Origin of the sequence: Nostoc sp. CCY0012 (genome assembly GCF_963920855.1) — a bacterium.
Classification (GTDB): Bacteria; Cyanobacteriota; Cyanobacteriia; order Cyanobacteriales; family Nostocaceae; genus Cyanocohniella.
Genome location: NZ_CAWUDM010000003.1, coordinates 1 through 21478, shown reverse-complemented (window position 1 = coordinate 21478; position 21478 = coordinate 1). Strand labels below are relative to the sequence as shown.

The 21478-nt window shown below is 40.9% G+C and carries 12 protein-coding genes; 4 read left to right on the top strand and 8 right to left on the bottom strand.

The window, feature by feature from the left end:
- The first annotated feature begins 280 nt into the window (after positions 1–280).
- Positions 281–1159 carry a peptidoglycan-binding protein gene (locus ACM0OS_RS01200; protein ID WP_414541325.1) on the top strand — a complete coding sequence of 293 codons (879 nt, stop codon included), beginning with the start codon at positions 281–283 and terminating at the stop codon, positions 1157–1159.
- On the opposite strand, the gene wecB is transcribed toward ACM0OS_RS01200, so the two are convergent.
- Positions 1145–2266 (bottom strand): non-hydrolyzing UDP-N-acetylglucosamine 2-epimerase, encoded by a 1122-nt coding sequence (wecB, locus tag ACM0OS_RS01195; RefSeq protein WP_414541324.1) that lies wholly within the window; start codon positions 2264–2266, stop codon positions 1145–1147. The two genes, ACM0OS_RS01200 and wecB, sit on opposite strands and share 15 nt — an antisense overlap.
- A gap of 326 nt (positions 2267–2592) precedes the next feature.
- Positions 2593–2967, bottom strand: coding sequence for a hypothetical protein (locus ACM0OS_RS01190; RefSeq protein WP_414541323.1), 375 nt, complete (start codon positions 2965–2967; stop codon positions 2593–2595).
- A gap of 728 nt (positions 2968–3695) precedes the next feature.
- On the opposite strand from ACM0OS_RS01190, the gene ACM0OS_RS01185 reads away from it, so the two are divergent.
- Together ACM0OS_RS01185 and ACM0OS_RS01180 are read left to right on the top strand one after the other, a co-directional pair.
- On the top strand, positions 3696–5006 hold the full coding sequence (locus ACM0OS_RS01185; RefSeq protein WP_414541322.1) for a type IV pilus twitching motility protein PilT: 1311 nt from the start codon (positions 3696–3698) through the stop codon (positions 5004–5006).
- A 62-nt stretch (positions 5007–5068) separates the two neighbouring features.
- Entirely contained in the window at positions 5069–5830 is a 762-nt protein-coding gene (locus ACM0OS_RS01180) for a circadian clock KaiB family protein (protein WP_414541321.1), read from the top strand.
- Positions 5831–5898: 68 nt separating this feature from the next.
- Here ACM0OS_RS01180 and ACM0OS_RS01175 read toward each other — a convergent pair whose 3' ends face one another.
- From ACM0OS_RS01175 to ACM0OS_RS01150, 6 genes are all read right to left on the bottom strand, one after another.
- Positions 5899–7947, bottom strand: coding sequence for a prolyl oligopeptidase family serine peptidase (locus tag ACM0OS_RS01175; RefSeq protein WP_414541320.1), 2049 nt, complete (start codon positions 7945–7947; stop codon positions 5899–5901).
- Between the two features lie 233 nt (positions 7948–8180).
- Positions 8181–13754 (bottom strand): response regulator, encoded by a 5574-nt coding sequence (locus tag ACM0OS_RS01170; RefSeq protein ID WP_414541319.1) that lies wholly within the window; start codon positions 13752–13754, stop codon positions 8181–8183.
- An 89-nt stretch (positions 13755–13843) separates the two neighbouring features.
- Entirely contained in the window at positions 13844–16756 is a 2913-nt protein-coding gene (locus tag ACM0OS_RS01165; protein WP_414541318.1) for a methyl-accepting chemotaxis protein, read from the bottom strand.
- Between the two features lie 16 nt (positions 16757–16772).
- Positions 16773–17303: a chemotaxis protein CheW gene (locus ACM0OS_RS01160; protein ID WP_414541317.1), complete on the bottom strand. Its 531-nt coding sequence runs from the start codon at positions 17301–17303 to the stop codon at positions 16773–16775.
- A gap of 13 nt (positions 17304–17316) precedes the next feature.
- Positions 17317–17682: a response regulator transcription factor gene (locus ACM0OS_RS01155; RefSeq protein WP_414541316.1), complete on the bottom strand. Its 366-nt coding sequence runs from the start codon at positions 17680–17682 to the stop codon at positions 17317–17319.
- A gap of 171 nt (positions 17683–17853) precedes the next feature.
- Positions 17854–19074, bottom strand: coding sequence for a response regulator (locus tag ACM0OS_RS01150; protein ID WP_414541315.1), 1221 nt, complete (start codon positions 19072–19074; stop codon positions 17854–17856).
- Between the two features lie 402 nt (positions 19075–19476).
- Between ACM0OS_RS01150 and hmpF the strand changes: the two genes are divergently transcribed.
- The gene (gene hmpF / locus ACM0OS_RS01145) at positions 19477–21237 is read left to right on the top strand and encodes a pilus motility taxis protein HmpF (protein WP_414541314.1); all 1761 of its coding nucleotides are present in this window, start codon (positions 19477–19479) and stop codon (positions 21235–21237) included.
- The last annotated feature ends 241 nt before the right edge of the window (positions 21238–21478 follow it).

The window sequence follows — 21478 nt, the reverse complement described above, 5'->3', positions numbered from 1 at the left end:
TTGAATAACAAATTTTTTTATTAATTTTGTTCCCGAAAATAGGACGATCTCAACGAAAATTTACTTATTTTCATAAAAATCAAATCTAGTAGATTTTCTTAATACTAGTTTCATTTTTGTTGCTGTTTGATTTTGCTGACAATAAAATTGCTCTTTGATTGTTGTAATTAAAAATACACTAAAATTGGATATAGAGTGAAAACAATTAATTCACTATAACTTTGCCATTTATTACACCAAGGAGCGCATTATGGACTCTATGGCCTATTCCCATATGTTTATGGCTAATGAAGAGGGGGCGGAAAACATTGAATGTCATTTTCCCAAATTTGATTTCAATTGGAAAAAGCTGTTTAAATCTTCTGCAACAGTTCCAGCCAAATCAGAGAAAGCCGCAAACATTGATTTTCCCAAGTTGCAATTTAACTGGAAAAATTTGCTAAAATCATCAGCTTGGTTAGCTTTAGCTGGTATCAGTGTACTTTTTGCCACAGTCACCCACGCGCAGACAATTTCTACATCATATGTAAGGACTAATGGTAGTTGTCTTCGGGTGCGTACAGCAGCAACCCTTAATTCCCCAGTTGTGGGCTGTATTCCTAACCGTACTCAAATATCGAATACGGGAACTATGAACGGTTTTGTCCGGTTATCTGACAATAAATACGTTGCTGCTAGATGGATTGGTAGTACACCTAATAATATTGCTGCCAGACCCATTACTGTTACTCCTAGGGCTGGTGTGGGTGGCCCAGTAAATTTAAGATTGGGATCGCGCAGTGCAGCGGTGACAGAAGTGCAACGAGCTTTAGGTGTACAACCAACAGGATATTATGGCACTACCACTACTAACGCAGTCAGGAATTTTCAGGCACGAAATAATTTGCGTGTAGATGGTATTGTCGGCCCAGAAACCCGCAGCGCTTTATTTAGAACTAGCACTAGCACCCCACCAAGCCCCACTGGTGGCCCCATGATTCTCAGTTTGGGAGCGAGTGGTGCAGCTGTGACAGATGTTCAACGAGTTTTGGGTGTGGAACCGACAGGATATTATGGCCCTACTACAGCTCGTGTAGTTAGAGAATTTCAAGCAAGAAATAATTTACTTGCAGATGGTATTGTCGGCCCACAAACTCGGAGTGCTTTATTTAGAAACTAAACCTAAATAATTTTGCACAATTTGCAAAATACGTTCTGCTGCATGACCATCTCCATAGGGATTTATGGCGTTTGCCATTGCTTCATAGACGCTGGGGTTACTTAACAACTCACCCGCAGCTTGAACAATATTTGTAGTGATAGTTCCCACAAGCTTGGCTGTACCCGCAGTCACAGCCTCTGGTCTTTCTGTAGTGTCTCTCATCACTAATACTGGTTTTCCCAGACTAGGGGCTTCTTCTTGCAAACCACCAGAATCAGTCAATAAGAAATGCGATCGCCCGATGGCGCCTACTAGTTCGCCATAATCTAAGGGTTCTGTTAAAAACACTCGCGGATGATTACCTAAAAGTGCTTGCAATGGTTCTCGCACGGTAGGGTTACGGTGTAATGGTAACAGCAAGGCTGTATCGGGAAACTTATCTAATATCTGTAAAAAAGCCTGGGCGATCGCTTGCAGTGGTTCTCCCCAATTTTCTCGCCGATGGACTGTGGCTAGCAAGGTGCGGTATGAGTTCCAGTTTAAATTGGGAATATTACAGGCTGGTTGGGTTGCAGCTACATTTAATAAAGCATCAATGACAGTGTTCCCCGTTAAATGAATTTCACCTAACACCCCAGAACGTTGTAAATTCTCCGCCGCCCAAGCCGTGGGCGCAAAATGCAACTGAGTCAGTTGCGAAATCAACCGTCGATTAGCTTCTTCAGGATATGGATTAAATAAATCATCAGTTCTTAACCCCGCCTCTACATGACCAATGGGAATTTTTTGGTAAAAAGCTGCCAAAGCAGCGGCGAAAGCTGTAGTAGTATCTCCCTGGACTATAACTAAATCTGGCTTATTTTTTTGAAATAAAGCTTCTAATCCCCTCAAGCTACGACAAGTAATATCATTTAAAGTCTGCTGAGGCTGCATAATCTCTAGATCATCATCTGCTTTCAGGTTAAATAACTGCATCACTTGTTCAACCATCTCACGATGCTGTCCAGTTAAAATTACCTGCAAATCAAAGTCTGGAGAGTTTTGGAAGACTTGAATTACCGGAGCCAGTTTAATCGCTTCCGGACGTGTACCCAAAATAATACAAACTTTCTTTTTAATAGTCATTAGTTCATGAAGATATAAATAAACGAAATTATTTCGTTATCTTAAGGGCTAATGCACTCTTTCGGAACTAAAAAACTATTTTAAATTTAATTTTTTCTCTTGAGTTTGATCAATCAAGCAATTTCTCTATTCGTGAGGTATGTCAAAACGGAGTTAAGCAGTTATGGAAGAAGATAAACGCAGAGCAAACCTTGCACATCCCATTTTTCGGCACAAAAATTTTAAAACCTCTCTTCTCTAGCCCCTAACCCCTAACCTCTACAAAAGCATGAAAAAACCCGGCTAAACCGGGCAGATGCGTTGTTTATCGAATTTAGTTCAATCAACTATACTTCGATGTCACAAGTCAAGGGACAAGCCGCATATACAGTAGTTTGCATCTGCTCTGCTTCTCCATGCAACCAGCTTAACCATTTGACTTCATTTGGATGTATACCTTTAAAAGTCAACACGCCGGCGGCCACCACAACTGCCATAACATTCAACAAAATTAAACCACCTGACACCAGTAAAACCGCACTAGCAGGCATTACTGATTGCAGAACAATCGACAACAAGCATCCGACCGTAGCCATCAAAAAGACTAATGGAAAACCGACAACTAACAAGCACACTGCTAATGTGAAAGTCCAGATCAAAAAACTTTTGATCATCATCAAGGAGTAGGTCTTTCCTAGATTAGAGCTTTGAGCAGAAACCATTGACTTTTCCTCCCAAGAATACACAGCAATAATTTTATTTTCAGTTATCTTTCGTTTCTAACGATTTAACTGAATTCGTTCAATTGAAGTTTCAGTATATAAAAAGCTATTGATAAAATGAGCATTTATTTACTAAACTTTACAGTTAACTTTTTATAAATATGAATGTAACGCGGGCTTTACATTGCAGCTTCAACACAGCTTAGGCTATCTATCTTTAGGCATAGAGGGTAATCAACTTCAGTAAATCAAGTGCATTTCTAACTCTTTAATTCGACTTTGCTTAACATTTCTTATAATAGTTGTTTCTAATTCTCATAATTCTCAGACAAAGCTGAAGAATGATCTATTACTGATTTCGCAGCTTGTTGCTAGCATTTTGTCTCCATACTTGGCAGCAAAAATTCTCATCTCTTGGGGGAAAGTATTTACAAATCTAACTTATGTATTATTTATTGCATTTATTTATAGTAAATATTACTGAAGTATCTACATGGTTGTAATGTGTTAAACCAGTTTATATAAGAGAAAAATTAAAATTATCTCTTTATCGGCAATCTATAAGATTTTAATTAAAAAGATACAGGTAGGAAAAAGCAATGTAACAGATTGTTGCAAGACAGTTTTGCATAGATAAATGCCAGCAACTCTTCTTCTCACCGCCATTAGAGCCACCATCAGACATTTTTTGCTGATTTTCGTTAATTAATCCCGCATTGTAAACATATATGACAGAATCACAGCTTCCATCAAATTCTCATCCTGTTGCTTCCCGTCAGATACCGTCCATACCACCACCACCACCACCATCATCATTAACGACGCAGCGCCAGTCTACTCAAACCTTGGATATGTCAGCGCATAGAAGTTCCGGTCAACCTGCTACTCACGCTGCACCACCGCCACCCCCAAGTTCTGCCCATCGCCCAGGAACTCCCCCACCAATGGCTAGTTCGGCGACTACCAAAAGTAACAGTTCGGGGCTAAGTCTAGCGCAGATTATTAGAGAAGCTTATGATCAAGGATATTCTGACATCCATTTGGGAGTAGGGGAAATTCCCCGCTTCCGCAACCGAGGAGAAATTCAGCCAACAGATTATCCAGAAACAGACCCAGATACTTTTCTGAGATGGTTGCAGGAGGTGTTGACAGAAGCAGAAATTCAGCGTTTTCAAGAATATCTCGAATTTGATGGTGCAACACAGTACGATTTTGCCCGTGTGCGGATTAATGTTTTTGGTTCCCTCAAGGGCTACTCAATGGTGCTGCGGTTAATTCCCTTGAAAATCTTGTCTATGGAACAGTTGAGATTACCGACGGTTTTTCGGGAGATTTGCCACCACCACAAAGGCTTAATCTTAGTTACTGGGCCCACTGGTTCTGGTAAATCGACCACAATGGCGGCCATGATCGATTACATCAATAGAGAGATGGCCAAACATATCATCACTATTGAAGATCCCATTGAATTTGTACACCAAAGCCGTAAGTCCTTGGTAAAACAAAGGGAAGTGGGGATGCACACCCAAAAATTTGACAACGCTTTAAAAGCAGCTTTGCGCGAAGATCCAGATTTGATTCTGGTGGGGGAAATGCGGGATAAAGAAACCGTCAATACTGCCCTGAAAGCGGCGCAAACTGGTCACTTAGTTATGGGAACTCTACACACCAATAGTGCTGTGAAAACCATTGAACGGATTCTCAATCTTTACTCAGGTGAGGAACAGGATGCAATGCGGGTAGCACTGGCTGAATCTTTAGTGGCAGTAATTGCTCAAGGTTTGTGCCGCACTACCGATGGCAAGCGGGCAGCATTCCACGATATCTTGATTAATACCGAAGCCATTAAAGAATGGGTCAAAGACGGTAAATATGATGAAATTGGTGAGTTGATGAAGCAAGCCAGTTTTGACGGTATGATTACCATGAATCAGTCTTTGCTCAACCTCTACCAAGAAGGCCGCATCACAGAAGAAACGGCTTTAGAAATGTCACCAACTCCTAACGAAATGGCGCAGTTTCTCCGAGGACGAGTTTAGTTACAGTAAAAGATAAAAGGTAAAAATTTTTTACCTTTGAGTTCCCTAACCCTTGTAACTCCTTGATCACAGATAAACTATCTAAACCCCAGTTGTTCAAAGGTATTGCCCTTTTTACACCGGGAGGAGATTTAATTTATTGCATCGACCCGAATAAACAGGGTCGATGGCATTTGCATTTGTGTGCGGCTTTGCAGGAAATTTTAGACTTACCAGAACCGCCGCATTTTTTAGTGCCTTGTTATACTGCCACAATTGATCACTGGTTAGATCCCCATACCCACCAGGTACGAACCTTCGCAGAAGCTTATCCAGCCGTCATGCGACATCAGGCTGTACTTAATGCTATTTTTGGCACTGGTGAGCTAGTTTGGCAAACAGCACCTTGGCAAGAAGGTTTGTGCGATCGCATGGTATTAACTACTTATCGCGCTTCATTTCCCCAACTGTGGGAAGACCATGATTTAATCATAGATTTGGACTGTTCCCAACCCAAACCCAAGTATCATCCGCCAGTTATTGCTGCTCAAAAGCCACAGTTACCAGCACAATGTTATGTTTTACGTCTGTTTGTGGCTGGACATAGTATCAATACAGAACGTATCCTCCAGAATTTGCATGAACTGTTGGAGCGATCGCTGGGGTATCCTTACACAATGAAAGTGATCGATGTTTTAACTAATCCTGAACAAGCAGAGATTGATCAAGTTTCTGCAACTCCCACCCTGGTTAAAGTTTCGCCACAACCAATTCGGCGTATTGTTGGGGATATAGATAATGTGGATAAACTTTTAAATATGTTAGGTGCTACAGAAAAAGTGTAAAGTACCCCAGAACTCCAATTCGCTGTCTTGGAAGTGAGAAGGGTGGCTTTATTGACGGCGCAGAGTACTTAACTCGTAATATTCAGAGTACTTACTAAAAAGGCCCACTTATCTGCTGCTTCTTCAATAATTTTCGCAGTAGGTTTACCCGCACCATGTCCCGCTTTAGTCTCAATTCTAATTAGCACTGGTGCATCACCAACGTGATTAGCTTGCAAAGCCGCAGCAAATTTGAAACTATGAGCCGGAACCACGCGATCGTCATGATCGGCTGTGGTAATTAAAGTTGCAGGGTAAGCTGTCTCTGGTTTGAGGTTATGCAATGGTGAATAAGCATAAAGTGTCTGAAACTCCTCTGGGTTATCCGCCGAACCATATTCGGGAACCCAAGCCCAGCCAATAGTAAATTTATGGAATCGCAACATATCCATCACACCCACGGCGGGTAAAGCTGCACCGAATAAATCAGGACGCTGAGTCATACAAGCACCTACCAATAAACCACCGTTACTACCACCTGCGATCGCTAACTTTTTGGGTTGGGTATACTTGTTAGTAATTAACCACTCAGCCGCTGCAATAAAGTCATCAAAGACATTTTGTTTTTTCTCCTTCATTCCTCCTTGATGCCATTCTTCGCCATACTCCCCACCACCGCGGATATTCGGCATAGCATAGACACCTCCCATCTCCATCCATACCAACATACTCACAGAAAAGCCAGGAGTCATTGAAGCATTAAAACCACCATAAGCATAGAGATAGGTGGGATTATTTCCATCTAATTCAATACCTTTTTTGTGAGTAATAAACATCGGCACTTGAGTACCATCTTTACTACCGTAAAAAACTTGTTTTGTCTCATAATCATCAGGATTAAAATCTACCTGTGGCTGGCGAAAAAGTTCACTTTTACCCGTTACCATGTTGTAGCGATAAATAGTACCTGGGATTGTGAAACTCGTAAAACTATAAAAAGTTTCAATATCATCACGTTTACCACCAAAGCCACCGGCTGAACCGAGTCCGGGTAATTCTACTTCACGAATTAATGCCCCATTGAGGTCAAAAATTTTAATTTGACTATGAGCATCTTGGAGATAATCAACGACAAATTGATTATTGAGGATGTTGGCACTTTCTAAAGTTGATGTAGATTGCGGAATAATTTCTTGCCAATTTGCTTGAGCAGGGTTTTTAGTATCAATGGCAATTAATTTGCCGCGTGGAGCATTTAAATCTGTACGAAAATAAAAAACACTATCATCATGGTCAATAAAACTATAATTAGCTTCAAACTGATTAATTAGTTCTATGACTTTGGCATGAGGATTAGTTAAATCTTTGTAGAAAACTAAGTTTTTAGCATCAGTTCCCAGCCAAACAGAAATAATCAGATAACTTCCATCTTCAGTAACATCGCCACTAAAACCCCATTCTTTTTGGTCATGACGATGGTAAATTAATATATCTTCCGATTGGGGATTACCTAATTGATGATAGTAGAGTTTTTGATAATAATTGACATCTTCTAATTTGGTTTTTTCATTTGGTTCATCATAACGACTATAGAAAAAACCTTGATTATCATGTGTCCAAGATGCACCGGAAAATTTAATCCATTTGAGATGATCTTGTAGGTCTTCCCCAGTTTCTACATCACGAACCTTCCACTCTTGCCAGTCAGAACCAGAGGTAGATAATCCGTATGCTAACAGTTTACCATTATCACTAATGGCTAATCCTGAAAGGGCAATAGTACCATCATCTGAAAGTTTATTAGGGTCAAGTAATAATCTTGGTTCAGCATCAAGAGTTTTTAAGGTGTACAGAACGCTTTGATTTTGCAGTCCATCATTTTTGAAATAAAAGTAGTTATTACCTTCTTTAAATGGGATGCCATATTTTTCATAATCCCACAGTTTAGTTAAGCGTTGCTTAATTTGTTTTCTAACAGAAATTTCGTTTAAGTAATCAAAAGTAACTTTATTTTGTGCCTCAATCCAACTTCTAGTTTCTTCTGAGTCTGGGTTTTCTAACCAACGGTAAGGATCTGTAACTAAAGTACCGTGGTAGTTATCAACTTGATCACTTTTGCGGGTAAGTGGGTAGGACATAATGCTCAAAAAATAACCTAAGTAAATTTACACAAAACAGTTATTGTGTATGTTGTATTTATATGTTGTAATACACGCTAGCTGAGGATTCGGTTACAAATACCTTTTTACATCCTACAAAAATATTGTTTTCTGTGTAGTCCAGAGTTTTAGTCAAACAAAAGTTTCAATGGTAATGATATTTTGATCGCTCATCACAAGACAAGGTTAATTTTGCTTCTATTACCAAATTATCAAGCATTTACTAGTTTCTCTCCTTTCAACATCCGCACGGCGGCTTCCAGTAAAGCTTCTTCTAAATATGGCTTGGTAAAGTAACCACTAGCACCGAGTTGAATTGCCATTTGTCTATGTTTGTCGGCACCCCGTGAGGTGAGCATAGCGATGGGTAGGTGGTTGAGGTTAGAGTCTTTCTGGATGCGAGAAAGCAATTCCAGTCCGTCGCAACGGGGCATCTCAATGTCGCAAAATACGATATCGCAAGGTAGACCAGAACGCAGTTTATCCCAAGCTTCTTGCCCATCACGCGCCTGTTCAACGCGATAACCAGCTTTGTTAAATGTCAGTGACAGTAACTCTCTCACAGTAATGGAGTCATCGACAATCAACACTGTCGGATCAATTTTCTCCACAAGAATTTCTGGCGTATTGAAATCATCATGTTGTTGCCAAGAAGTACCAGTACCGTGTTTAGAAATCCGTCCTTGGAAGATATCGATGATCTCCAAGACATCAGCAATCGGCATAACGCGCCCATCACCTAGAACTGTAGCACCAGCAACACCAATGGGTTTGGGTGCGGGACTTTCAAATTGCTTAATTACTATTTCTTGTTCACTGAGTACCAAGTCAATTTGTAAAGCAATTAAGGTATTTCCCGATCGCACCACTACAACTGAAACCATATCATCATCTCGGTTGCCACCATAAACATTACCGCGACTCAACTGACGATTAAAGGTTAAAAGTTCTTTCAACGGTCTAAAAGGCAGTACTGTATCGCGCCAGGAAATATAAGATTGCCCATCGGCATTATGCTGGATACTTTTGAGTGGTATATCTAAGGTATCTTCCACACCGTCCATCGGGAAGGCAATTCGCGCTTTATCAGAAACACAGCAAAGTGCTTTACAAATACTCAAGGTCAATGGCAGCCTAATGGTAAAGGTCGTACCCTTGCCGATGGTGGAATCTGTATTGACTATGCCGCGAATTTCACTAATTTCCGACCGCACGACATCCATCCCGACACCGCGACCAGAAATTTCATCGGCTTGGTCTTTGATACTAAAACCAGGTTGGAATAGCAGGTCATAGACTTCCATGCGCGAAATGGATTTAGCCTGGGCTGCTGTAATCATGCCTATTTGAGTTGCTTTAACTTTGACCCGTTCTGGATCGATACCTGCGCCGTCATCTCCCACGGAAATCACTGTTTGGTTACCTTGGTGGAAGGCGCGGATGGTAATGTAACCTTCGGGTTGTTTACCTGCTGCTTGTCTGATTTCTGGGGTTTCGATGCCGTGGGCGATCGCATTATTCAACATATGAGTTAATGGATCGGTGAGATGATCTAAAATCATCTTGTCAATTAAGGTATCTCCACCTTCAATTACCAACTCTACTTGTTTACCGTACTTGATGGCATTGTCGCGCACTCCTCGACGCAAGCGATCGATTGCTTGAGAAAAAGGCACCATTCTGGCGCGTGTTAATCCCTCTTGTAACTGAGTAGTCACTTGGCGGAACTGACGCGCTACTCTTTCGGTTTCTTCAGTCACAAAATCAATGTCACTCGCTGACTCACGCACCCTGACAATAAATTCAATCATTTCTTGGGACAGGGTATGGAAAGGGGTAAACCGATCCATTTCTAACTCGCTAAAACCTCTGTCTGTGTCAGCATTCGATTGATCAGCATCAAAGTTAATTTCTGGTGTGGTTTTAGTTGCTTGAGTTTTGCGACTGGCGAGAAGAGAGGCTTCTAAGAGCGATCGCTCATATAATTCTTGCATCCTTGCGCCTACATCTGAAAGATGTTGCACCTGAATTAGCAAGTTATCTAGCGATTGGCGCAGTCGTTCGTGATCTTGTTCTAAGGTGTTGCGATTTACAACTAATTCCCCAACTAAATTACTCATATCATCCAGTTGCTTAACTGGCACCTTCATTGTCTCTTCAAATCTGGCAGTACGACGAGTAGAGGAACGGGGAATCTTAGTTGTATGTGGTTTGCTTGCTGATGAGTGGGATATGGTGTGATCTGCTTCTGCCAACAGTTTCTCTAAATCACTAAATTCATCATTGATATCTGCTGATGAAATTGTGTTGCTGGCACTTTGGTTGGTAGTTGGTCGAATTTGTGGGGTGTAGGATTGCTGGCTAGTAGATGTTGTTGCTTCTTCATGATTATCTGCACTCAGTAAAGCTTCTAGTGCTGCAAAATCTTCTTCCAGCATGGAACTAGCATGAGAATTTACATCTCCTTCAGCTTCTAGTAATGCTTCTAACTCAGCAAATTCATCTTGGATATAAGTATCAGTATTACTGTGTGGGCTAGCTTCTTCTTGATAAACTGTTGCCGTCTCTGATTCAGGAAAAACATAGGTAGTATTTTCATTGTCAGATATTTGAACTATGTTCAACAGTTCTTCTGATAAATTTCCTGCATTTTCTATTAACTCTTCAGTTTTTGTGGCGAATAAATCTTCATCATCTTCAGTAATTACTAACGCTATTTCTGTCTCTTTTTCAACCGAATCATTAACTACTAACTCTTCAGTTGCTGGGGCGAATAAATCTTCATCATCTTCAGTAACTGCTGACGTTATATCTATCTCTTCCTCAAACAACTCATTTTCTGTTAATTCTTCAGTTACTATGGCGAATAACTCTTCATCATCTTCAGTAACTGCTGACGTTATATTTATCTCTTCCTCAAACAACTCATTTTCTGTTAATTCTTCAGTTGCTGTGGCGAATAACTCTTCATCTTCAGTAACTGCTGACGTTATATCTATCTCTTCCTCAAACAACTCATTTTCTGTTAATTCTTCAGTTGCTATGGCGAATAAATCTTCATCTTCAGTATCTGCTGACGTTATCTCTGTTTCTTCTTCAACCGAATCATTGACTGCTAAATCTTCAGTTGCTGTGGCGAATAAATCATCTTCAGCAACTACTATCTCATCTACCTTATCTACTATTATATTTGTAACGTCAACTTCATTTATAGAATGAGAATCAACATTAATATCTAACAACTCTATTTCAGGTTGTAATTGTTGTAAGTTTAAATTTTCTGGTAACCTGATATTTGAATTTATTTCTGATGTAAATAATCTTTCATCTTCTATAAGATTATCAGCAATATCTAATTGAATATAAGTTGAATGATCTGGAGGAGCTATCTCTGACAATGATAGTTGTGAATTATCAGCTTCATTTTCATCGAGACTATCGAATAAATCAATTTCTAAATCCCCAAAGCTATCGGGAGAATCTACCCCAGATGTCTCTACTGGCTGGTTAGTAAATTCTGGGATTGAATCTAGCGCTTCTGGTGTTTGAGAAAAGCCGGCAATTTCTTGTAAAGACAAGTCATCATCATCAACTGCATCTGATATTGAATTGAATGCTGTTAAATCTGCAAATAAATCATCTCCATTACCAGCATCCAATGAAAATATCTCATCTTGTTGATGGGAAGTGAGATCATCTTCTTCAGCATCAAAACTGATTAGAGGTGAAGGAATAGACTCTTGAGGATCAGGGTTACCAAAAATTTCACCAGAAGCCGCAGCTGCAAATAAACTTTCTTCTAAGGCTTTTGCCACATCCTGTTCAAATAAAGGATCATCTATTTCTGGTTGTTGTGTTTCAATTCCCTGATTCCAGAAGTCATTTAAATCATCGTCAGTGTGAGAAATTTCTGGTGCTATTGCAGGTGGTTCATCAAATAAATCACTGATTTCTGACTCATCAATAGACAGTTTGCTATTTTCTAATACATCATCAAACAAACCATCTAAACTTAATATATCTGATTGAATTATATTAGGGTTTTCGTCTGTATAATCATTCAAAGAAATTTCGTCAGCAAGATTGCTATGTTCTATTTCTAAGAATAAATCTTCAGAATTTTCTTCCGGTTTAGCTGGTGCTGCTGATTGCTGATTTACTTCACCTGTAAGCAGTAATTCATTTTCATCCAGTGCTAATGCTAATAAATTGCCGACCAATTCCTTTCCTGGCATCTCCTGTGGCGACTGTTCTGATTCTCTAGAAGCCGGAGAATTTGGGGAATTGTGCAGGTATGGATGCTCTTTTTCTAAGAAGTTGTTGCCAAATAATAAGTTTAAATCTTCTGTTGTAGTTAAGCTGATTTGCAGTTCTTCATTGCTGTTATTTTCATCAAAGGAAAGAAAATCAGCTAAATCGTTATCGACATCTTCAATATCATTGTCATTAATATCTACTCCCGATTCACTGGTAGAGGTAATATCTAAAATTTCCTCTTGTTGCCAAGTTTCATCTAGTTCTGGAGTTTTACCTTCAAATAAATCGGCCAGGGTATTTAATTCAGCTAATCCTACTTCTGGCCCGTTTTGATCAATATTTATATTGGTAATATTAATGTCTTCGTTATCACCAAAAAATAAATCAGTAGTTTCAGTGTTTTCTGTTACTGCTGGAATACCCTGACCTAACCATAGCTCTGATATTTCAGTTAGGCTATTAACGCTATCTGTTGGCTGTAAAATCGTAGGTAATTCACTGGCAACATTATCTGTAGTCCCAGAATATACTTCATCTAATGTCGGTTCTGTCACTGCGACAGGTTGGGCATCAAATAAATCTTCATCTGGCAACAACTCCAGTTCTTGCAAGTCTAAAAGTGTTGATAATTGCTGACTAGTAACAATTTCTGCTTCTCTACCTTGGAGAACTAATTCTTGGGCTTGTTTGATTTCAGTAATGACGATTTTAGCTAAGGTGAGATAGGTATTTTCGGTATTAGCGATCGCATTGGCGGCTGCTCGACATAAACTACACCAATGAGGCAAATTCCATGTCTGGCCTAGTCTGACTAACTGCTGACAACATTGCTGAAGATTAGACCGAGATTCGGGTGTTGTCTTTTGTTTGAACAGTTGCAACATTTCCCGTAATGCTTGTAGCACTTGGGTTTGAAATTCTTCCCAATGATCATGCGAATGTTCTTCCTGAGATGTTCCAGAAAAATTTGCTGCTGTTGATGTCTGTTCGCTATCTTCTTCCAGGTGGGGAATGTCTCGCCGCAGGAACAGTTCGGTGAGCGTGTTGACGCTATCACCAGGGTTAAGTTCTGTTGTCCTAGCATCGCTGGCTACTCCATTATTTCCCTGTTGTACCAACAGTTCTAAATGCTCATTCAGCCATTTAAAAACTGGCTCAGTTTCTGACATCAGAGTGTTAGCAGCCTCTTCAGATAGACCAAAGGGTCCACTTAAATGCTCCAATAGTACCTTGAGGGTATCAGAAACACCGAGGAATAAAGATTCTAACTTTTGGTCAACCTGAACCGGATGCTCTTTGAGAACTTTGAAAGAATCTTCCAAGCGGTGGGAGGTGTGCTGGATACTACTTAATCCCAGCATGGCTGCTCCCCCTTTGATCGAGTGAGCCGCCCGGAAAACTTCGTTGACCATTTCCGGGTCGTTTAAGGTGTCTTGGAGATTTAATAACCCTTGCTCAATCGTATTCAGATGGTCTCTGGCTTCTTCAATGAAGTAACCTAAAATCCGCTGTTGTTGTTCCGGCAGCATAATAAAAGTTCTCAGTCCTGGGTTCTAAGTTATGAGTAGTCAACAGCCATTTACCAATGACTAATGACTAATGACTAATGACTAATTAATTACCTAGATTCAAGGGTTTCCACGCGGAAACGCTCAACGGAGGAAATCAAGTCGCGGGAAACACCTACTAACAGTTGTAGGGCACCGGAAACTCGTTGAGCTTCCTGAGAGGTTTCTTGGGCTGTGAGTTCCACTGATTGCATTACGTGAGCTACAGCACGGGAGGTTTCCGTCTGTTCTACTGTGTCGCTGGTAATTGAACCTACGAGAGTGTCGATGCGATTCGCTACTTGAATAATATTTTCGAGCGATCGCTTGGCCTCTTCTGCCAGTTTTGTGCCTTTAATTACCTGTTGGGTGCCTTCTTCCATTGCGGTCATTACTGAGCCTGTTTCGCTTTGGATTTGCATCACAATCTGTTCAATCTCCTTTAAGGATTTGGCAGATTTATCTGCTAACTGGCGCACTTCATCCGCTACAATGGCAAACCCACGTCCGGCTTCTCCTGCTCTTGCAGCTTCAATACTGGCATTGAGTGCTAACAAGTTGGTGCGGGAGGCAATCTGAGAAATCAAGGCGACAATCTTAGAAATTTCTTGGGAAGATTCCGCTAGGCGTTTTACCTTACGGGTAGTTTCCGCTACAGTTTCCCGAATTTCTAAAATCCCTGCCACAGTGTTTTCCACTGCTTCCCCGCCTTTGAGAGCGATGGCACTGGCATCACGGGCCACAGTTTCGGCTTCTCTGGCGGCTTCTGCTACCCGTTGAATTGAGTCGGTCATCACCTGTACGGAATTTAAAGTTACTCCTAACTCTTCCGCTTGGCGGAGGGCATCACTAGATAAAGCTCTAGCGAATGTTTCGGAGTTGGTTGCACCTTTTGTTACCTCCTTGGCGGCTACTTTTACTTGTTGAACGATATCCCGCAGGTTTTGAATGGTCAAGTTAAAGGCATCGGCCACAGCTCCTAGTACGTCTGCTGTCACCTCGGCTTGGACTGTCAAATCTCCCCTAGCAGCACCTTCCACATCGTCCAATAGGCGAATTACTTGGCGTTGCAGGTTTTCTTTGGCTTCTTCTTGTTCATCGGCTTTACGTTGGGCTTCATGGGTAGTTGTAAAAATCACCCTCGCCATTTCATTAAAGCCTGTGGCCAACCGCCCCAATTCATCTTCGGAATACACCGTGGCTTGCACATTCAGATTACCTTGGCGAACGGCATCAAACTGAGCCTGCAAATCCTTGGTGGTGCGACGAATTTGTTTGAGTGTCAGACTGCCCATAAAGGCTGCGGTACCAAAGCTAGCAAAACCCGCTGCTAGTGACATCGACCAACCCGTGTTCCGTAATGATTCCCGTTGTTCTGGTGGAGAAAAGCTGGTAGTTGCAAAGCTGACTGTTGCTACTACTAAAGCTGAAAAAACACCCACAGTGCCAGCGACAAACCAGGGCTTCATATCCAGAGGAGCATTTTCTAAAGGTGCTAACCAGCCTTGCTCGACGCTGACGTTGGGTTCTAGCTTCGACGCATCAGTTTGGGTAAAAATGGGAACTGCATCTTGGGTGCCAGTATGGGAACCTGTAATGGAAAACAGTTCATCATCGCGGTCATTAGTACCATTATTGGGGTTAGACTCTTCAACTTTATGCTGTGAAATGCCACTAGTTTCTAATGAGCCAGAAAGCATTGTCACATCACCAAAGCTAGAATCGGCGTCTGTTAGCTCAAACCCAGGAATATTTCCTAAATCATCGAATTCGTCAAAATCATCTAAAAACTCGATATTACTCTGAGAATTACCTTTACTTTGAATGCTGTTTGTCTCTTCATCAGCCGTGGTGCCATCCGAGCCAAAGGCCGATTCAAAGGCTTCAAAATCAAAACCTTCATCACTATCCAAGCTATCGGTATCTGCCGCTGCATCAGTTTGTATCTGCTGATAGTCACGGGAGGAATTGCCATTTAAATATGAAGATGCTTCAGAAAGGTTTTCAACAACTTCTATTTTCTCTAACCAATTACTTGGATCAGATTGCAGTAAATTATCTTGAGGATTATTTTTCAAGTTATCGGTTTCTGCTGCACCATTTTTAAAATGGTCTTTATCCAGAAATAATGTTTCATCTTCCTGAATATTTGCTATTACTGGAAAAGTATCTATATTTGGCGTTTGTTGCCTTTGATCATCCAAACGCTCAGGGATAGTTTCTAAATTACTTTCTGTAGGAAAATTAACTTCGGCAAAAGGTGTATCAACATTATTATTGTCTTTTAGCAAATTGTCTGTATCTGATAAATCACGACTACTTTCTAGTCCGTCTTCCTGCCAAAACATGGGTAATTCTAATTCAACTTGTTCATTACCCTTGTCAGCACTCAATTCTGACTCGGTTGGATGGGAATTGATCGCAAAAGGATCTTCACTAAAAGGTGTTGTGGCATCTGGTATTTGATTCAAGGCATCACTTTCTGCCAATACATCAAAGGGATTGCTTAAAGATGGCTCTTCTACGGCGTTACTGTATTGAGAATCTTCTAAGGAACTGAAATCAAAGTTATTACTATCTAAATTAGTAAACTGCCCCAAATCTTCTAAGTCTGAGGTACCAGTTTCCAGATCATCAGATACGCTGGCAAAATTTATTGGCTCTGGCTGATGATTTTCTTCAGTCCCCAGATCTGGCTCTAGTGGCTGTTGGTCTTGATTGATGTTTTCCAACCCATTATTAGCAAAACTAATAATTTCTACATCATCAGACAACTGCAAAACTTTTTGGTACTCTTGCTGGGCAACATCATATTGCTGCAAAACATAATAGATGTGACCCCGTAACAAATGGCAATTGGGGTCATCCGGTACATTTTGTACCACTTCATCGACTAAAGTGGCGGCAACTTCATAGTTTTGTTGTGCATAAGCTGTACAAGCCTGCTTATAAGTTTCTAGATATTCATTTATACTTGCTGCCATTTGCTCCCTCCCAATTTCATCCTGCCCACCTTGCACTCCGCAAAATTGCCGTTTGATCGAGCAGTCTTAAACACTGATTATTTTTAGCACTTAATAACCACTCTCCACGCAAAAAGGGAGCCATCGTATCTGGTAGATTAGTTGGTGGCATCAAATGCTGTACATCCAGCCAGTCCATACCACCGATTTCGTCTACGGCTAAACCCACTATGGTGTCTTGCTCTTCAATGGCAATCACCGAAATTTCTGCTTTGTCCGTATTTAAAGCAGTTGCTTCGCCCAGAAATTGACCCAAGTCTGCCACCCAAATTACTCGACCTCGTAAATTTAGAGTACCCAAAAGTAAAGGAGAAGCATTAGGAATCGGGGTGATTCTATCAGGACTTAGTTCCATAACCTCGCGAATCCCAGTTGCTGGTAAGGCAAACTCCTGTTGCGAAGGAATGTAAAACCGCAAATGTAATTCACCTTCGGGACTTTCTACTTGTAATTCAGGACGAAAGTTATCTTGACCACCACCACTTAAAAAGTCCGGTTTACTGACCATATTATTTTCATCCTTATCCTCGCAGCAGTTGTTTGACTGTTCCCACCAACTCGGTTGGTTGAAATGGTTTGGCTATGTACGCATCCGCACCTTGCTTCATCCCCCAGTAACGGTCGAATTCTTCACCTTTAGAAGAACACATGACCACAGGGACGTTTTGGGTTTTGGGGTCGGACTTTAACCGCCGACATACTTCGTAGCCGTTCATCCGAGGCATGACAATATCTAATACCACTAAATCGGGAGGGGTAGTTTGAATTGCCTCCAATGCTTCTACGCCGTCACTGGCGTGAGTGACCATTAAACCACTGGCTTTCAGGAGGTCTGTAATCATCTCCCGTTGTGCGATACTGTCTTCCACAATCAGAACTGTACTCATAAATGCCTATCTACCTCCTGATGTAGACGTTCCGTTTTGGAACATTCCCTGATCCCCCGCAAATAGTTAGTGTATAAATTAATTTTATTGTTTCACTAATGTACTAGATAATAACCCGGCACTTGAATTAGCTGGTTCTGTGATAACACCTTTTACTCGACTTTTAGGGAATCAACAAGTCTCGTATTTGATTTGTGTTCCTAGACAAGACTGTGGGTTCATATATTTCTCTAAGAGCATCAGTAACTCAGTATCGCCAAAAGGCTTTGTTAAGTAATCAGTAGCTCCAACCATTCTTGCCCTGACTCGATCAATAAATTGATCTTTACCAGTTAGCATGATAATCGGTATATTTTGAAATGCGGTGGAATGCCGCAACATGGCACAAATTTCGTAACCATCCAATTCCGGCATGGCAATGTCACACAAGATTAAATCTGGCTGGAGTTGAAAAATCAGACTAATTGCTTCTAAGGGATTAGTCAAAGCGATCGCTTGATATCCTTTGGGCTGTAAGATTGACTCTACAGTCTCACAGATAGTTTTGGTATCGTCAATACATACTACTCGCACCCCATGCTTTCCATCCACTTCTATATCTTGTGTACAGGTGGGTGTATTACTAGTATCTGAATATACTAGCTGCAACCAACCTTGTTGAACATATGGATATATAGCCTTAGCAACTGTCAAAATATCTCGGTTGAGATGACGCGCTAGTTGACGCAGGGAAGTTTTACCATCTGCCCAATGCTGTAGCTTGTTAATAGTGGCTGCGGGAAGTGAAGATTTTAATTGAACTATATCAGCGAGCATCGGCAATTGTTCAGATGACTGAATATGCGGATAAAGCTGTTTCCATTCCTGGATTTGCTGTGTAATTTTGTATATTAAAGGGGCAATTGCCAAGCTAGTTAATTGCGGAGTCAGCGTTGTACCTTGTCGGAAAATAAAACTACCTTGGTGTAAACTCAGCAAATCAAAAAGCGTTTCACAGACCAAGTTGTGGATGATACTATGAGCTACCTGAGGCTTGATGATATTTCGCTCTAAGAGGGCCCAGAGATAGCCATACTCTGGTGCGTTCTGACAACCTAGAGAGGCAAGTTGTTTTTCATCAAGCTTGGACTCAATACGGTAATAACGTAAGTAATCATCAATGCGCGACAAATTACTTTCACCTTGTTGGCAGTAAATAATTTGACCGTTGAGAAAGAAGACGAACCAAAATTGTTTGGGATAATTCCAGGAATGCTGATATTTAGATGTCTCGTGGTTTGTTGGCCTGTCACTATTGAGTCCGACTTCTACTAAAAGTTGCCCAGTTCGCTGTCCTAACTCAATCAATTGCAGGATACTGCGAATATCAATTTCATTTAAATTTCCCTGCATTTAGCTTGAAGGCTCTCCTTGTAGTTCCGTTTACATTCTCTGTTAATTTTGCTCATTAGTTTTATTCTGTTTTTAGCAGACCAATCAGGTACAAGTACTCAAAGTATTATTTCCTTTATAACCAGTCTCGAACAGGAGATATATTTAGCAACAAACTGTAAATTTTCGTAATGATTTTAGCTAAAGCTAGTGATAACACCGAAGTCATCGTCACTGCTATCAGTACAAAATATAAAAGCGTAGCCAAATCGTTATCTATAAATATCAAGACGGTTATCCCACGTTTATAAATAGTTTTGTCTGTCTTGTTTTTCTCAAATTAGATGAAATAAGCGCAGTTAACAGAATTATCTAAGGTATATCCCCAAACACGAACATCAAGTACACAAGAGGACGAACGGTGTGCTGTATTTAGCAGAAGTACAAAAGCAGAAAGGCGGCTTACTCAGTGGTGGTGCTAAAACTGAACTGAAACTGCTAGCTTGTCAGCGAACCGACCAGAATTGGAGTACTGTGTCGGAAGAAGTAATAGCGGCGGAAGACGCCAGTAAACTAAATGATGGCGCACTAGTATTGGTGGAACTGAATCCGAATCGTCAAGTGCAGCGGATTCAGGAAGCAGGCCGCCCATTAGTGAATATTTTGCAAAATTTCTCCCGTCAGTTGGAAAAATTTAAGCTGAAAGAAGACGAGATTGATCAGTGGAAGGAGTCACTGACATTTCAGGCGCAAGAGATGAATCGCCGGGAAATGGACATGGAAGTGCGCTTAGAACAGTTGCAACAAATGGAGGAAGAGTTTCAACGTCTGGAATCACAAAAACAGGAAGTTGAGACATCCCATGAGCAGATTGAACAGTTGCAAGCAGAAATTGAGCGTAATCGTCAGGAGTTAGAAGGAGCTTGGGAACATTTGCGCGGTGAACAACGCCGCCTAGAAGAGCATCAAGCAGATTGCCAACAAGGAACGGTGTTGGATGAGGAGCAAAGTCGGGTGATGAGCGAGTTACTTGAGCGCTTATCCGATAAAGTTGCACCGACAGAAATCGTCCGAGAACACCTGAATCTGGCCTTTGAATTAGTGGAAACCCAGCAAGCTACTCTCACCCCACACTGGGAAAAACTGGAGCAGCAAAAAACTACAGCAACTCAACAACAAGAAGAAATTGAGCGCCTATCGCAAACTTTAGGCGATCGCCAACACACTTGGCAAGAAACACAAAATTCTTTAGAACAGCAAATATCCCAATTAAAGATAAATATCGCAACTCTAAGCAGCAAACAAGATTATGCTCAAAGCATTAAAGAGCAGTTGCAAAATCATGAAGAATTACATCAACAAATGCACACTTTGGCCGCAACTTCTGGTGGTGTGGTTCTGAGCCAAAAAGTTGATGTAGAAGCTTTAGAAAAAATGCCTCTAGAAGAACTACAACAGATAGTACAAGATTTTAAAAATAAGTTGGAAATAGATTCTAGCTTTGTCCATGACCAGGAACAAGAACTGAAATATAAGCAAGAAACTATAGAAGAATTACAAAATAAAATTAAGTCAGCACCAGACCAAGACCAAATTAATTTGGCCATGGAACTAGCGGACGAAAAAGACCTTTACCAAATGTTAAATGAAACTTTGGTAGGGCAACGGCGCAATTTGCTACATCGAGAGAAGTTAATTAAGCAACATCAAAATATCCTGTTACGTCGGCAAGGACAGACTGTTGCCAATACAGAAGAAGAAAACCAAATTGATTTTGGGCCAATTCTCTTGCAAATAGAAACCCTGCGACAACAACAGTCACAAGAATTACAAAAATTGGAACATGAAATTGAGCAAATACGTGCTGCTATGGAGATGGATCAAAGCATGATTGACACTCAAACCCAAGACCAACAAGAAAAGCAACAAGAAATCAAAGAGATGGAAGCCAACTTGCTATCCTTGAAAACAGCGACGGCTGAATGTTGGGGTCGAGTCAATCTTTATCAAGAGACATTACAACCTATTCAAGATGCTTTGGATGGTTTACGTCATAAGCTACAAGCAATTGCTGAGTCTGTGGCCCAAGTTCAAGAAACTGGTGATTATCAACTCCAGACTATTAACGAAATGCGTCAGACTCTCCAGAGCTTAATGTCTCAGCCAGAGTTGCTAGCTTCTTGATGATGTAGGATTGTTTTTGGGGGGATTGAGCAGATGCCTCATTATTATCATTGAAAAAAAGGGTATTTAACCTGAGTTCGGGGAAAACGGAATATCAGCCGAAAACCCTTGTCCATTCTATATTACGTTTTTTGTAACTTTTCTTTACAATTGCTAAATTGAGCGATATTTATGAATATAGGACTTACCTTAACGGGTGACAAGAAGGCTAAACAGCTTGTTTAATAAGGGATAGAGCCTG

What these genes read in the sequence shown, in the direction of transcription:
- ACM0OS_RS01150 (WP_414541315.1), bottom strand. Translation starts at nt 19,074, where the DNA reads ATGCAGGGAAATTTAAATGAAATTGATATTCGCAGTATCCTGCAATTG.
- ACM0OS_RS01200 (WP_414541325.1), top strand. Translation starts at nt 281, where the DNA reads ATGGCTAATGAAGAGGGGGCGGAAAACATTGAATGTCATTTTCCCAAA.
- ACM0OS_RS01190 (WP_414541323.1), bottom strand. Translation starts at nt 2,967, where the DNA reads ATGGTTTCTGCTCAAAGCTCTAATCTAGGAAAGACCTACTCCTTGATG.
- ACM0OS_RS01170 (WP_414541319.1), bottom strand. Translation starts at nt 13,754, where the DNA reads ATGCTGCCGGAACAACAACAGCGGATTTTAGGTTACTTCATTGAAGAA.
- ACM0OS_RS01155 (WP_414541316.1), bottom strand. Translation starts at nt 17,682, where the DNA reads ATGAGTACAGTTCTGATTGTGGAAGACAGTATCGCACAACGGGAGATG.
- ACM0OS_RS01160 (WP_414541317.1), bottom strand. Translation starts at nt 17,303, where the DNA reads ATGGTCAGTAAACCGGACTTTTTAAGTGGTGGTGGTCAAGATAACTTT.
- ACM0OS_RS01165 (WP_414541318.1), bottom strand. Translation starts at nt 16,756, where the DNA reads ATGGCAGCAAGTATAAATGAATATCTAGAAACTTATAAGCAGGCTTGT.
- ACM0OS_RS01185 (WP_414541322.1), top strand. Translation starts at nt 3,696, where the DNA reads ATGACAGAATCACAGCTTCCATCAAATTCTCATCCTGTTGCTTCCCGT.
- ACM0OS_RS01175 (WP_414541320.1), bottom strand. Translation starts at nt 7,947, where the DNA reads ATGTCCTACCCACTTACCCGCAAAAGTGATCAAGTTGATAACTACCAC.
- wecB (WP_414541324.1), bottom strand. Translation starts at nt 2,266, where the DNA reads ATGACTATTAAAAAGAAAGTTTGTATTATTTTGGGTACACGTCCGGAA.